This is a genomic window from Opitutaceae bacterium TAV5, from assembly GCA_000242935.3.
Classification (GTDB): Bacteria; Verrucomicrobiota; Verrucomicrobiia; order Opitutales; family Opitutaceae; genus Geminisphaera.
On record CP007053.1, the window covers coordinates 599,227 to 612,550 of the forward strand.

Below are 13,324 nucleotides of genomic sequence, written 5' to 3' on the forward strand. Positions count from 1 at the left end.
CCTTGGTCATTCGCGAGTTCGTCCGGCTGGCGCGGGCGTCGGCAAGCGACGCCCCTGCCTCCGGAATGCGTGACGGCAGTGAAACACCGGGTCGTACGATCCGCCCGCCCCCCCCGGCTCACCGCGAGATCATCCAGTATTCGTCCTGCGAGATTTTTTGCGCGACCTCGGCCGGCACCCAGCGCTCCGCATAATCCGGTCCCCACGAATCGGTGAAGGCGATTTCGTCTGTCGCCCGGTTGTAGCCGATGAGCAGGCACGCATGCGCGTTGGCCCGGGTGCCGGTGAATCCCTTCGCCGTCGCAGCGACCGTCTTTTTCCATGCCGCCCAGTCCGTCGCTCCGGCGCGGGCGCGTGTGTGTTCGTTGGATACGCGGTTGAAGTCCTCCGTCGAAAACAGCCCCCAGATCACCGGATAACCGTCGTCGATGTAGCTCGAAAGCGCGACGGGCGTGAGCCGCTTCAGCGGCGCTTTTTCCAAGCTGCGCCCCTGACGCTGACGACGCATATAGCGGCTGATACCCCAAGCCATGCCGGAAAACGTGGTCCCGCCGCCGAAACTCGTATCGGCGACCATCGCCAGTTCGTACATGTCGGCCGGAATGCCCAGGTAACGCAAATACCGCTCGAACGTCGCCGGCACGCAATACCCCTTCGGGTCTTGGGAGACCATCGGCACCTGGTCCAGAATCACGTCGCCATTAGCGCGCCGGGTGATGCCGGCTTCCAGCCGCTTGCGCAGTTGCTCGCTGGCCAGACGCGGTTCCGCGCTGCGGAGGGCCGGAACAATCTTCAGCGACACCATTTGTTCCTCGTTGTAGTCGAGAAGGAAACATGTGTCCCCGTAAAGCCAGGACAGTCTGTTGCCCCCGCGATCGGAAGCACTCCCTGAAAATTCGCGCGACGATTCGCCGAGCCGGGCGGAAAGCGCGGCGGAGATTTTTTCGAAATCAGCCTTCAGTGCCCGGTCAAATTCACGCCGCGAACTCTTGCCAACGACCACAAGCCCGGCCCGCTCCCCGACAAAAGCCGGATAATCGCCGCGGTTGGCAAACACGATCGTGACGTCCGCGATGCGGCCCTCGCCGGCATGAAGGCTCAGCGTGTAAGCCTGCGCTCCCAACATCGTCAGCGGACGCGACGGATACACCCGGTAACTCTCGAACAGCCTGGTCCTCCCTTCTTCCGGCAACCGCAGGCGCGCAGCGACAGCGCCGGGTTCGTCGTCCCACAGGTTGTCATCGGCAAACAGTTCGAGGCCCAGCAGCGGATTGATCTCCCTGACCGGGTCGATTGTTCTTCCCGGCATACCTTCTCCCGGATCCTTGGCCCAGGCCGGTTTCGGCGCCGCCTGCGCGGCCACCCAGTCGCGGTCCGGCCAGGAAAGTCGCTCGAGTTCGAGGCGGAACAACTGTCCGTCATCGCGACGGATGGTGACGGTCGTCTCTGTCGCCGACACAAACCCGGCCTCGACGGTACGCCCCTGCGTATCCGTCCAGGTGCGGGCGGTGAGCGCCAAGGCGGCCAGCCCCGGAAAAAGCATGACCGCAAAAACGCGGAAGGATCCGTTCACGCTTCGCCTCCTTTCCACTCCCGCAAGTCCCGCGAGAGCGCGTGGAAGCCGGGGAAATCGTGCTCGATGCGGCGCAGGTCTTTCGCATGGCGGCGGACTTCGCGCAGCGCGCATTCCGTCATCCATGGCAACGACGGACGTTCGGTACCGTAGACGCGGGCCTTCAGTTCGCGCCGCGTCCAGGGCGCCGCTCCGGTTTCCTGCCCGAGCACCCAAGCGGCTTCGGTGACGGCCGCGTCACGGCCGCACAGATACCAGGCCTCGATCGCGGGCACCGCCAGGCCGACGCCGCGCAGGAGGCCGGCGCGGCGCCCGCGCAGCGGGAGTTTTTTGGTCGTCTGGCGAAACACGGCGCGAAGCTGGCACATCCGGCAGCCGGGATGATGATGGCCGGGCTCGTCGTGCGCAGGGGTATGGACGACGGTGTCGTCGCTGTCCACGACCACGACAAGGCCATCCGCATCGGTGTTGAAATGCAGGTGCCGGATGATCGAGGGCAACACCTGGCCAACCGACGGCCAGCCGCGTGCGCGCAGCGGCGGGTAAACGCGCGTGAACGGTTGCCCGAGCGCGGCTTCGACGAGCACGGCCAGCGCCGCCTCGTCGGCGGGTGACTCGCTGAGGAGGGCGAGTTTCGGGGGGCGCATCACGATTCGCGTTCTTCGGGTACGCCTCCCAGAATGCCGGAATACCACAGGTCGCCGAGCGAGGCTCCGGTGAGGAGCTCCGCCAGATCGGTGCGGTCGGACAACCGGAAAAAATGGGCCGCGCGCCCGTGTTTTTCGGCAATGACCACCTCCTCGGGATGCTCGCGAAACAGGTCGAGGAGGTACGGCGAGTGCGTGGTGGCGATGACCTGCGTCGGCGACCGGCCGGCGACGGAGCCCGCATCGCCCGCGACGGGCGGCGGCGGATAGCTGAGCTGGTAAAGCGCGTCGCGCAGTTCACGCAGGAGCCGCGGGTGGATGCCGCGATCGAGCTCCTCCACACACACGAGCGACGGCGGTTCCGGATTCCAGGCAAGCGTGAGGATGCCGAGCGCGTAGAGCGTGCCTTGCGAGACGTCCTCGGCGGTGATCCACCCCGGTTCGTCGCGGACGCGAAAGCGCAGGAGCACCGTGTGGCCGTCGTCGTTGTCCGCGGTTTCGATATCCTCGTACTCGGTAAAAATTCTCAGAAATTCCCCGCGCAACGCCGTCCAGGCGGCGGGATGTTCGGCCGCGCGGCGGGCGAGGACCGCGGCGAGGTTGTGCCCGTCGCCCGCCAGTTCGCCATGATCGGTCGCCGCCGCGGGCGCTGACATCGCGGCGTGATCGAACAGGTACGAACGCATGCCCAGCAGCCGTTCGCGCAGGCCCGCCCAGTCGTCAGCGCCTTCGCCGGTGAGGAGCGGACGCACCTCGAGCAGGTCGCAGACATTGTCGGTGGAGCAGGTGAGAATGGCTTCGAGACCGGAATGCGGCGGATCGAAGCGGAAAATGATTTCGGGCGCGTCGTCGCGCAGATCGGCCGGAGCGGACGCGGGCTCGCGGAGCGGCAGGCGGGCGAGCGTGCGCAGACGCATGCCGGCCTGGATGAGGCTCGTTTTCCCGGAGCCGTTGGGGCCAATGATGAGGGTGAAGGGCGAGAGGGCGATCTGCGTGGACCGCAGGGCCTTGAAGTTACGGAAAGCAACGGAGGCGATCACAGTGGCAACGACGTTGGCGAAGCGGAGCGGGCGAGGCCAGCCTTTAGGTGACCTTGCCCGTCATCGACCCACCCCCGGGGGGGGTCGCCTGCCGGCACGCGGGCGGGAGAATCGGTGGAAACGCCCTACCCGGTCACGGTTTCGAGCGAACAGCCGTCGGCGGCTCCCGGATCGGGGGTTTCACAGTTGGGGCGGGCGATGACGCCGGGGTACGGCTCGTCGGCGAAGAGGCGCGCGGGGTCGGCGAGGAGATGGCGGTCGCAGATGGCAAAAAGCTCCGTCTCGCTCTGGGCGCGGCGCATATCGGACAAAAAGGCGCCGGCCGGGTCCACGCTCTGGCCGACGAAATTGAGGTACTTTTTCATCTTGTTGACGCGTGCGCGTTCGGGGATGCCGGGCGCGTCGGTCGCCGCATACAGGTCGGTGACGTAGCGGCGCACGTCCCCGAGCGTGACCGGCGTGACAGCGCGGCCGGCGAAGGCCTCGCGGCATTGGCGGAAAATCCACGGGTTGCGGATGGCGTGGCGGCCGATCATCACCCCGGCGGCGCCGGTCTCGCGCACCACGCGCACGGCGGCGCCGGCGGACGTGATGTTGCCGTTGGCGAGGACCGGGCAGCGCACGCGGCGGACGGCATGCGCGATGAAGTCGTAATGCACCTCGCCGCGGTACATCTCCTTCACCGTGCGGCCATGGACGGCGAGCAGGTCCACGCGGTGGGCGTTGACGAGATCGAGCACGCGGTCGAAGTTTTTTGTATCTTCGAACCCGATACGCATCTTCACGGTGAACAGGCCGGGGACCGTGGCGCGCAGGAGGCCGAGGATTTCGTCGATGCGGCCGGGGTCGCGCAACAGGCCGCCGCCGACGTTTTTTTTGTAAACCTTGGGCGCGGGACAACCGAGGTTGAGGTCGATGCCGGCCACGGGATGGCGAAGGAGTTCGGCGGCGGTGCGGGCAAGATGGTGCAGGTCCTCGCCGATGAGTTGGGCGAACACCGGGCGGCCGGTGTCGTTTTCGTCGATCGAGCGCAGGATGTGTTTTTCCGGGCGCGATTGCGAGTGGACGCGGAAAAACTCGGTGTAGAAATAATCGGGCGCACCGGTCCCCGCGATGACGTGCATGAACGGGTGATCGGTCACGTCCTGCATCGGGGCCAGCGCCGTCAGCGGCTGGCCGGGAATGACGGGGGCGGGTAGCATGCAGGAATGCAGGATGCGGGAATGGGACGAATGGGAGAGATGAGAGGGATGGGACGAACGGGAATGGAGAGGGCGGATGCGGAGGAGAGGGCGGGTGTTATTTGGTTTTGTCGTCGTCGTCCTCGTCCTCGCCTTCGTTGCCGAAGATGCTGTCGTCGTCGTCCTCGTCCTCATCGTCGTCGTCGCTCTCGTCATCATCTTCGTCTCCGCCTTCGGAAGCGGCGGCTGCGGCGGCCTGCTGCTCGCGGACGCGTTCGAGGACTTCGGTCATGTCGTCGACGGCATCGAGGACCTTGCGCGACACGAGGACGGGGCGTTGCTGCTGGAGGGCGAGGACGGTGGCGTCGCTGGGGCGGGCGTCGATCTCGACGATTTTCTTGCCGAGCTCGTTTTCCATCACGAGGAGAATGCGGGCGAAAAAGGTGCCTTCCTGCACGTCGTTGATGATCACGCGATCGAGCCGCGCGCCGAGGCCGGTGAGGATGTGGCCGATGAGGTCGTGGGTGAGCGGACGTTCCTTTTTGGCGCCTTCGAGCGTCATCTGGATGGCGTTGCCCGCGAAGTGGTCGATGTAGATGACAAAGGTTTTTTCTTCGGGACCGAGAAAGAGTGCGCAGCCGTTGGCCGTGGGCATGACGCCTTTGATTGCTACGGGAAGGATGTCCTTTTGCATGGGGGCGTAACGTGCGAAGGTGTGGCGCGGGGCGCAAGCTTCAGGATAAATGACGAATGACGGATTACAAATTTCCCCGAACTCCCGCGTGCGCCGCTTCATTCGTCATTCGTAATCCGTCATTCGTCATTTCCACAGTCACCCGACGCCGAGCAGGCTGATGCCGAGTTCGTTGGCGCGGGCAAGGACGGCGGGCTTGTCGAGGAGGATGACGCGGCCGGCCTCCATGGCGGCGGCCTTGATGCCGGAAGCGTGCATGTTTTCCAGGGTTTGCAGGCCGAAACAGGGCACGTCGAAACGGTAGTCCTGCCCGGCTTTCACGACCTTGACGAACACGGCCTCGTCGGTCTTGAACTCGCCGGCCCGGCGCAACATCGGATCGGTGCCCTCGAAGGCCTCGACGGCGAGGACGGTGCCTTTCCGCACGACGCACCCCTGGCCGATGTCGAGCCGGGCGCACTCGCGGGCGATATGCAGGCCGTGATCGACGCTCTCGCGGGCCACGGGAAATTTTCCTTTGGTCATGACGCCGGGCGTGGCGAGGTGGGCGTCGATAAAGGAGCGGGCGTCGAGCATGCGGACGCCGATGGCCTCGATTTCGGCGGCGATGGCGCCGAAAATCGTCTCGGCGTTGCGGCGCTTGAGGCGCGAGAGGATGGCGAGCGCCTTCAGGTCGGGATGCAGCCCGCGGAAGAGGCGGCGCGGCGTGATCTGGCCGGCCATGAGGGCGTAGCCGGCGCCGAGTTCACGCAGGGATTTTAACATCTTGCCGAGCTGGCCGACGAGAATCGTGCGGCGCTCGGCCTCGGGAAAGGTGGCGAGGAGTTCGGGCGGCGTCTCTTCGTCAAACGCCACCAGGCGCAACGGCACGCCGGCCTCGCGCACGGCCCGGGCCACGAGTTGCGGATAAAGGCCCTTGCCCGAAATCAGGGCAACGGGCCGGCGGGCATCGAAATCGGGCGGGAGGAAGGTGGAGAGCACGGGTGGAATATTCAGAATTTCCGGCCTTCTATTCGGCCGCGTCGAGCAGGTCGGCGGTTTCGTCCTCGAGATCGCGGGCGATATTCATGTCTTCGACAAAGGCGGCGCAGGCAGCGTGAAAATCCTTTTCCTTGCCGTCGCGCACCGCCGTCCAGATGCGACCGAGCGAGAGAGCGGCGTTGCGATAAAAGGGATGGATGGCGGGGATTTGCGGTTCGAGCAACGAGAGGCGCAGGGCCACCGACTCGCTCACCCAGGGCTGTTGCCGGACGGCGTACAGGTCATCAGGAGCCAGTTGCACGTCGCGTCCGGCATCCCTATTGCGGGCGGCCAGCCAGTAATAGTCGCGCAGCCACAGGCGGGATTCGGCGGGCGTGTGCAGGGGGAGCTGCTTGCGGCCCCGCTCGATCTCGAAGCCGGTCTGCCAGGCGAGTTCGCGCTCGCGGTTGTCCGCCCAGCGTTCGCCGCAAAAGTCGGCGAGCGTTTTTGCCGGATCGTCACCGGCCGTGAGCCGGCGCAGGAAATCGAACCAGCGGTCGCGCCGGCCGACGCTGCTTTCCAGCCATGCCATCAACGGCTTCGCGGCGGCCGCAAACGGCGGCAGGCTGGCGGCATCGGCGGGCTGGCCGGGCGCGCCACGGCGCAGGAGCACTTCGAGCCGCGGCGCCAGGTCGAGTTCGCCCGCCTCCTGCCGCCAGGCGTCGTACATGGCAGGACGGGCGCTTTCGAGGATGAGCTGCGCGCAGGCGTATTCGAGCCAGAGCGGAATCGTCAGCGGGCGGGCCGCCCCGTGCCAGGAGACGGCCTGGCGGACAAGCAGCGCTCTCGCCAGACCGCGGCGCACGTCGAGGTCGAGATGGTTTCCCTCCGGAGCCCGGCGAATGCGGGCCCGGACGAGGCCGTTGATCTCGGTCGTGACGAGGATCGGCTCGGGCGCAGTCCACTGCTCCGCCGGCACCAGCCACACGCGGACGGGTTCCCGCCAGGCGGGCGGCAACCCGAGCGGACGGGCGAGCGCAGCCCAGGCGGCATTCCCCCACGCAAGGCCGGCATGACCGGCGGCGGCGTCGTACGAAACGATTTCAAACCGCCCGGGGGCCGTCGTGTAAACCGCGGGCATCGGCGGGAGCGCGGGCAATTCCGGCCGGGATTCGACCGCCTCTGCGGGTTTTTCGGCGGATTCTGCGGCGGCCGGTTTCTTTTTTTTGCGCGAGGAGCGTTTCCACCAGTCCCATCCGCTGGCCTGGGCCGCGGAAACGGCCGACAGCAGCACCGCGCCGGCCAGCAGACAGCGAAAGGTGCCGCCGGAAATCCCGGAGACGCCGGCGCCCTGCCGGCCCGCGTTGCCGCGCTCCGTCCGCATCCGGATCGCTCTCCTACTTTTTCTCCTCCGGTTCGGGCTTCGGAATGGTGAGCACGAGCGCCTTTCCGTCGAGTTTCACCTCGGTCAGCTTTGCCCAGCCTTCGGCGAGTTTGCCGAGGCTATCCTTGTCCGGCGTGGGAAACGCCGCCTCGAGCCGGGTGCGCAGGCGTTCCACCAGCCCCGGCAGAAGGCCGGCGCGCAAGGCGCCGACGTAGATCTCGTCGGCCACGTAGGTAAACTTGTCTCCTCCTCCCTTGACGATCGTGCCCTCCGTCTGGATGACCAGCGGACGGGCGCTGCCAAGGACGTAGAACTGGCCATCGAAACTGACGTGCATCCTGCCGCCCTCGATGCGGAAATCGGGCAGGCCGGGTTCGTACGCCAGCCACTGGCTTTCGGCGGGAGTTTTTTCAAATGCGGATTTTACCCAGGCATTGATCTCGGCCTCGTTCACCCGGATCGTCCCGGCGGGCCGGCCTGCGGTCACCTGCATCTGTTTCCGCTCCCAGAACTTCGCGCTTTTCGCATCGCGCGAACCCTGGACAAAGTAGGCCTTGCCTGGCTCGGGCTTTTCGGGGAACTGGCTGACCTTTTCCACCGGCGCCGCGGCGAGATGGAGGACGGCGAGCAGGCCGCCGAGGACGGCCCCGACCACCGTGCCGAAAATACAGCCGGCAAACGTCGGCGCTTTGGGCGGGAGCGGCGCCTGCTTTTTGGGCGGCTTGCGTTTCCTGTTTTTGGCGGGAGCGGCTTTGGCCGCGGCGACGGGTCGGGAGGGTGGTGTAGGCGTATCAGGTGTGTCAGGTGTGTCGGCCATAGGGGGAAAGTGTTTTCAGGGTTCCGGTTTCGGGCAAGGATCGGGTTCGGGTATTGGGTCGGTTTCCGTTTCAGTTTTCGGCTTTTGATTTGTCCGCGCGCCGGGCGTGCTCCACTTCGCGGAAGAAGATGGCATAAAACGCCCAGCCGGCAAGGAGCGCGATAAAGGCGGTGAACGTCATCAGCGGGCTGCCCAGCACCAGAAACCCGGCGAAGGCAAAGGTCGGCACATAGAAGTGCGCGCGGGTGGAGCGGAGCATCGCCATGAGCACCCACGGGCGGAAGGCATCGGCGTACTCCTCGCGGCGCTGGTACTGGTAAAGCCCGGCCACCGTCAGCGGCAGCGCGAGCACGATCGCCACCGCCACCGGCAGATAGATCAGCGAACCCACGAGCATCCGCGGCAACTGCAACGTGAACAGGCCCACCCACGTAAGCAGCAGTTTGACCAGGGAAACGAGCCCTGCCGCCACCGCCACCGGCAGCAGGCCGAGGATACAGAAAATCACGAAGGCGGAAACGCCGTTCAGGAACAGCCGCTTCCAGTCGTCCCACTCCGGCAGGACGTCCAGATCATCGCGCCGGGCGCGGTCGACGATCTCGTAAAGATAACCGAATGCGAAAAAATGAGCTCCCGGCACCGCCAGAAGCAGAGCCCCGATCAGACATTTGATAAACCACGTCGAATCGGAAAAGAGGCGTTTGCAGACTTGCTCCAAGGTAGGCATTGCGGGAAGGACAGTAAACAGGGTCGCCAACGTATTTACGCGCCGATGGACATCTCAACCAAATTAAACCGCCTTGCCGCCGTCTTTGAAACCGCGCTCGACTCGCTGGTCCCTCCCTGGAGCGGCCCGCAGCCCGGCCCCGCCCGCCTCCACGAGGCCATGCGCTACACACTCCAGGCCGGCGGCAAGCGCCTCCGCCCCGTCCTCGTCATCGCCGCCGCCGAGCTTTTTCAGACGATCCAGACGACCCGGACGATCCGGCCGGCCGCGCCGACGCCGCCAGCGGTGAATCCCGAATCGGCGATGGCCTCGCCCCCCCTCCCCCCCTCCCCCCCTCCGCTCTCGCCCCTCCCCGCCGCCGCGGCCATCGAATGCGTCCATACCTACTCGCTGATCCACGACGACCTGCCCTGCATGGACAACGACGACCTGCGCCGCGGCCGCCCCACCGCCCACCGCGCCTTTGACGAGGCCACCGCTCTCCTTGCCGGCGATGCGCTCCTTACCCACGCCTTCGCCCTCCTCGCCAACGCCTACGGGTCCGACCCGCGCCTCGCCACCGCGCTCGTCCGCACCCTTGCCGCCGCCGCCGGTCCGGACCAGCTCATCGCCGGGCAGATGGCCGATCTGCTCGCCGAAAAAAACGCCGGCGCCACCGCCGCTGACCTCGAATTCATCCACCTCAACAAGACCGCCGCCATGATCCGCGCCTCGCTCGTCATGGGCGGGCTGGTCGGCGGCGCGGGCGACTCCGACCTCGCCACGCTCGACCGCGCCGGCCGCCAACTCGGCCTCGCCTTCCAGATCGTCGACGATGTCCTCGATGCCACCGCCGACCTCGCCACGCTCGGCAAGACCCCCGGCAAGGATGCCGCCGCCGGCAAGATGACCTACGTGAAACTCCACGGCATCGATACCGCCCGCCGCCTCGCCCGCGACCTGACGGGCGAAGCCGTCGCCGCCTTCCGCTCCCTGCCGGGCGACCCCGCGTTTCTCGCCGGACTGGCCGAAACAATGGCCTCCCGCGCAAGATAGTCGGCCAGCCGGCCTTGCCCCTCGCGCCGCCCATCCCGGCGCGAGCCCGAAAGGGACGGTTGGACGGCTGTCCACACAAACGCCATTTTATGGCAAAAAACTGTCGCCAATGACCGGAAACGAGCATAGGGCTTCCTGTGCTTTTTTCCCTCATGAGCACCAATACCCTCCCGCAACGGCGTACCTTCGCCGAATTGTACTGCGAGGACCACCATCTCGGTCCCGACGACTTTGAAGAATCCGTGGTCAGGGAGACCCTGCACCCGGTCGGACGCCTGCTGCATCCGCTCTTGCGACGGATCGGCAGCGATTTTTTCGCTCCCGACTACGACCTGGTCCGTGCCGCCGGCCGCCTGCGCCGGATGCGCGATTTTCCCATGGAAGCGTGGGAATACGGGCACCATCCGAAAAACAGCGGCTTTCTCCGGCGTGTGCTCGGTGCCCGCATTTCTGTCGGCCGTTTTCGCCAGGTGATGCGGCACACGCTCCACTCCCGGCTGGCGAAGGTCGCCGACCGCGTGACCGCGCCCGAACCGGCCCACGATAGCACCATCGCGCCATTCGTCATGGACCCGGTGCTCATCCGCCTTCCGCAGCGCGACCGTCTTCACCGGCAGCCCCGGCACGCCTGAAGCCGGCTTCTTCCGCCTGCAGCCATGCGGACAACTCCGCCTCGCCGGTGATCGTCTCGCCAAACTGGTAATCGCGGTCCAGCAGCCTCGCGTAGCTCAACTCGGCAAACCGCCGGCAATGCAGCAGCACCCGCGCCCGCTGCCCCGGGGCGCGCACCAGCCGGCCCAGCGCCTGGTTCACCTTCTGCATACCCGGCACCTGGTACACGCGGCGAAACGCTTCCTCCCGCGGCAACCCGCGCAACGCCGCCAGGCGCGCCTTCTGCACCGCGTTCACCTCGGGCAGCGCCGGCCCCACCACCATCGCATGGCTGACCCGCCCGCCAAGCGCGTCGATGCCTTCCGCAAAGCTGCTGCCCAGCACCAGAAACACCGCGTCGGTCAACGCCAGCGACTCCTCCACCCAGGCCGTCTGCGCCGCCAGATCGTTGAGGCGCGGCTGGAGCGCCACGCGCATCGCCGGAAACGCCGCGTCCAGCTCGCGGGTGATCGCTTCCGCGTAGGCATAACTCGGGAAAAACACCACGACGCATCCGGCCGCCGCCTCGTGCAACGCGGCCACCGTCGCGGCCGTCATCCCTGCATGGCGCCCCCGCTCCCGGTACGTCGTGTCCACGCGCACATCGTACGCGATGTCGTACGCGCCGTCGCGCCACGGTGTGCGCGCCACGATCTCGTGCGGAGTCTCGTCCACGGTCTGCATCGCCGCCGCGCCGCTCCCCGCGCTCGCGTCTGCCATCGTCGGCGCGAGCCCGCACGCCTCGGCGAACAGGCTCGCCGGACCCGGCGTCGCCGTGGCAAACACCACGCCGCCAAACGGCGCCAGCGCATCGCCGATCGCCTGCGCCGCATCAATGCAGGTGAAATGGAGTTTCCCCTCGGCCGGGCACCACAGCAGCTTCCGCAGATTGTCCAACCCCATCCAGTCGGCCAGCGCCGGGATCTGCCACACCGCCTCGCTGACGAAGGGCCCGAGGTCGGCCGCGTCGAGCGGCGTCTGCGTGATCCGCGCCGCCAGCGCGCGCAACGCATCGGCCACGTCATCCTCCTGGTCGAGTCCGAGTTCCTCGCACGGGCGCAGCCGGGCGAGCAATAAACCCCATGCCTCCCATGCGCGCACCAGCGGCGCCGGCGCGCGCTGGTGGTCGAGCTCGGCCAGCACCGCGCGCGCCGTGCCGGCATCGGCCACATGCGACCATGCGTCGGCCACGCGCGAAGGCAGGTTGTGCGCCTCGTCGATCACCAGCAGCGTTTCCGCCGGATCGAAGCCGGGTTGCTCGAAAAACAGTCCCCGGTTGGCCGGCGCGAACACGTAGTTGTAATCGCCCACCCATACATCCTGAAACGCCAGCGCCGTGCGCGTGATCTCGTACGGGCACACCCGCGCATGCCGCCCCGCCGCGCGCAACGCCGCGATGTCGCGCGCCTCGTTCCCGAACCGGTAAAACCGCGCCAGCCCCGCGCTCTCCCAGCGCCGCTCCAGCCCGTCGAGATAACCGCACACGCTGCGCACGCAGTGGAACGTGGTGTTGACGCAATGCTCGCGCTTCGGCCGCACCTGCCACGCCTGGACAAAGGCGGATTCGTCCGGGCGGCTTGGCGGAGCGGCGGCGTCCCCGCCGCCGGACGCGCGACAGCGCGCCTCTGCATCATCCGGTGTTCGCACGGGCGGGACTGTCGTCCCGTCCGGCGGCGGTTCGGCAGAAAAAGCCGCCGCTCCGGGTTCCTGGACATCCCCGCTGCGCATTCGTCCGAGCGTTTCCATCACCTGCAACTGCCCCGTCGCCTTGCTTGTCAGGTAAATCAGCCGCGAGAACCGCCCGGCGCGCATCTGCCCGAGCGCGCATTCGAGGAGCACACCCGTCTTGCCGAAGCCTGTCGGCGCAGTGAACAGCACGTTCCGGTGCAGCACCATCGCGGCCTCGAGCTCCGCCGCTGTCGTTTCCTGGCCGATACGCGGCGTCGCGAACGGCGGGGAAAACGCCAGCGCGCGCAGCCGCGCGCGTGAACGCGCCCGCAAGTCGAGGAACACTCGCACCGCCTCCAGTTGCGAACGAAACAGCGCCTCGTCCCTGTCGGTGCAGGCGATGGTCTGGCTCAGGCCGCTGCCTGCCTCGACGAATAACAATTCGCCCCGCACGCGCTGCGCCGGGTCGGCGATCCGTCGCAGTGCCACGTAGGTGGCCAGTTGTGCAAAATACTCCGGATACTCCGCGCGCAATTCCTCTTCGACCGCCGGGATGGCGCGCATCGTCGTCTTGATCTCGCGCAGCACGAGCGGCTCCTCGCGGGGCCGCGCCGCCGCCCTCCCCGCCCCGGCCGCCGGCAACGGTGCGGCCGGCGGGATGATCTGGTCGATCCGGCCGGTCAGCGTGATCATCCAGCCCGCATGCGCCACGCGGCCGCTCACCGGCACCTCGAAGGTCGCGTCCGCCCGCTCCGCCGCTATCTGCGCGCGCAGCTCCTGATGCCAGCGGGTGCCGAGCTGCGCGCGCCACACGCCGCCCTGTTGCCCGCTGCCCGCCGGACGCGGCCCGACCGTAAACGCGGAAAACTCGCCGATACCCAGCGAGGCGGTGCGTTGGTCGAGATCGAATTCCATAAGCGGTCAAACAGGTCCGTACCGGGGGCGAA

The 13,324-nt window shown here is 67.1% G+C and carries 12 protein-coding genes; 2 read left to right on the forward strand and 10 right to left on the reverse strand.

Annotation, left to right across the window (positions count from 1 at the left end; translation table 11 throughout):
- Nucleotides 1–118: 118 nt before the first annotated feature.
- The 9 genes from OPIT5_03075 to OPIT5_03115 all read right to left on the reverse strand — a co-directional run bounded on the left by OPIT5_03075 (nucleotide 119) and on the right by OPIT5_03115 (nucleotide 9,023).
- The gene (locus tag OPIT5_03075) at nucleotides 119–1,543 is read right to left on the reverse strand and encodes a hypothetical protein (GenBank protein ID AHF89399.1); all 1,425 of its coding nucleotides are present in this window, start codon (nucleotides 1,541–1,543) and stop codon (nucleotides 119–121) included.
- A gap of 26 nt (nucleotides 1,544–1,569) precedes the next feature.
- Entirely contained in the window at nucleotides 1,570–2,220 is a 651-nt protein-coding gene (locus OPIT5_03080; GenBank protein AHF89400.1) for a hypothetical protein, read from the reverse strand.
- Nucleotides 2,220–3,260, reverse strand: coding sequence for an ATPase (locus OPIT5_03085; protein ID AHF89401.1), 1,041 nt, complete (start codon nucleotides 3,258–3,260; stop codon nucleotides 2,220–2,222). The genes OPIT5_03080 and OPIT5_03085 overlap by 1 nt, the downstream gene beginning before the upstream one ends.
- A gap of 125 nt (nucleotides 3,261–3,385) precedes the next feature.
- Nucleotides 3,386–4,462 carry a dihydrouridine synthase gene (locus tag OPIT5_03090; GenBank protein AHF89402.1) on the reverse strand — a complete coding sequence of 359 codons (1,077 nt, stop codon included), beginning with the start codon at nucleotides 4,460–4,462 and terminating at the stop codon, nucleotides 3,386–3,388.
- Nucleotides 4,463–4,559: 97 nt separating this feature from the next.
- Nucleotides 4,560–5,135 carry a hypothetical protein gene (locus OPIT5_03095; protein AHF89403.1) on the reverse strand — a complete coding sequence of 192 codons (576 nt, stop codon included), beginning with the start codon at nucleotides 5,133–5,135 and terminating at the stop codon, nucleotides 4,560–4,562.
- Between the two features lie 138 nt (nucleotides 5,136–5,273).
- Nucleotides 5,274–6,116 carry a hypothetical protein gene (locus tag OPIT5_03100; GenBank protein ID AHF89404.1) on the reverse strand — a complete coding sequence of 281 codons (843 nt, stop codon included), beginning with the start codon at nucleotides 6,114–6,116 and terminating at the stop codon, nucleotides 5,274–5,276.
- A 28-nt stretch (nucleotides 6,117–6,144) separates the two neighbouring features.
- Nucleotides 6,145–7,479, reverse strand: coding sequence for a hypothetical protein (locus OPIT5_03105; protein AHF89405.1), 1,335 nt, complete (start codon nucleotides 7,477–7,479; stop codon nucleotides 6,145–6,147).
- 13 nt (nucleotides 7,480–7,492) lie between these two features.
- On the reverse strand, nucleotides 7,493–8,296 hold the full coding sequence (locus OPIT5_03110) for a hypothetical protein (protein AHF89406.1): 804 nt from the start codon (nucleotides 8,294–8,296) through the stop codon (nucleotides 7,493–7,495).
- A 70-nt stretch (nucleotides 8,297–8,366) separates the two neighbouring features.
- Nucleotides 8,367–9,023 carry a hypothetical protein gene (locus OPIT5_03115; GenBank protein ID AHF89407.1) on the reverse strand — a complete coding sequence of 219 codons (657 nt, stop codon included), beginning with the start codon at nucleotides 9,021–9,023 and terminating at the stop codon, nucleotides 8,367–8,369.
- Nucleotides 9,024–9,068: 45 nt separating this feature from the next.
- Here OPIT5_03115 and OPIT5_03120 point away from each other — a divergent pair, with 45 nt between their 5' ends.
- Nucleotides 9,069–10,058 (forward strand): farnesyl-diphosphate synthase, encoded by a 990-nt coding sequence (locus OPIT5_03120; GenBank protein AHF89408.1) that lies wholly within the window; start codon nucleotides 9,069–9,071, stop codon nucleotides 10,056–10,058.
- A gap of 152 nt (nucleotides 10,059–10,210) precedes the next feature.
- The gene (locus OPIT5_03125) at nucleotides 10,211–10,690 is read left to right on the forward strand and encodes a hypothetical protein (protein AHF89409.1); all 480 of its coding nucleotides are present in this window, start codon (nucleotides 10,211–10,213) and stop codon (nucleotides 10,688–10,690) included.
- Here OPIT5_03125 and OPIT5_03130 read toward each other — a convergent pair.
- Nucleotides 10,638–13,292: a helicase gene (locus tag OPIT5_03130; GenBank protein ID AHF89410.1), complete on the reverse strand. Its 2,655-nt coding sequence runs from the start codon at nucleotides 13,290–13,292 to the stop codon at nucleotides 10,638–10,640. The genes OPIT5_03125 and OPIT5_03130 overlap by 53 nt on opposite strands.
- Nucleotides 13,293–13,324: the final 32 nt, after the last annotated feature.

Bases quoted from the DNA above. Each gene is read 5' to 3' on its own strand.
- OPIT5_03090 (AHF89402.1), bottom strand. From the start codon at position 4,462: ATGCTACCCGCCCCCGTCATTCCCGGCCAGCCGCTGACGGCGCTGGCC.
- OPIT5_03105 (AHF89405.1), bottom strand. From the start codon at position 7,479: ATGCGGACGGAGCGCGGCAACGCGGGCCGGCAGGGCGCCGGCGTCTCC.
- OPIT5_03080 (AHF89400.1), bottom strand. From the start codon at position 2,220: ATGCGCCCCCCGAAACTCGCCCTCCTCAGCGAGTCACCCGCCGACGAG.
- OPIT5_03075 (AHF89399.1), bottom strand. From the start codon at position 1,543: ATGCTTTTTCCGGGGCTGGCCGCCTTGGCGCTCACCGCCCGCACCTGG.
- OPIT5_03095 (AHF89403.1), bottom strand. From the start codon at position 5,135: ATGCAAAAGGACATCCTTCCCGTAGCAATCAAAGGCGTCATGCCCACG.
- OPIT5_03110 (AHF89406.1), bottom strand. From the start codon at position 8,296: ATGGCCGACACACCTGACACACCTGATACGCCTACACCACCCTCCCGA.
- OPIT5_03130 (AHF89410.1), bottom strand. From the start codon at position 13,292: ATGGAATTCGATCTCGACCAACGCACCGCCTCGCTGGGTATCGGCGAG.
- OPIT5_03125 (AHF89409.1), top strand. From the start codon at position 10,211: ATGAGCACCAATACCCTCCCGCAACGGCGTACCTTCGCCGAATTGTAC.
- OPIT5_03115 (AHF89407.1), bottom strand. From the start codon at position 9,023: ATGCCTACCTTGGAGCAAGTCTGCAAACGCCTCTTTTCCGATTCGACG.
- OPIT5_03120 (AHF89408.1), top strand. From the start codon at position 9,069: ATGGACATCTCAACCAAATTAAACCGCCTTGCCGCCGTCTTTGAAACC.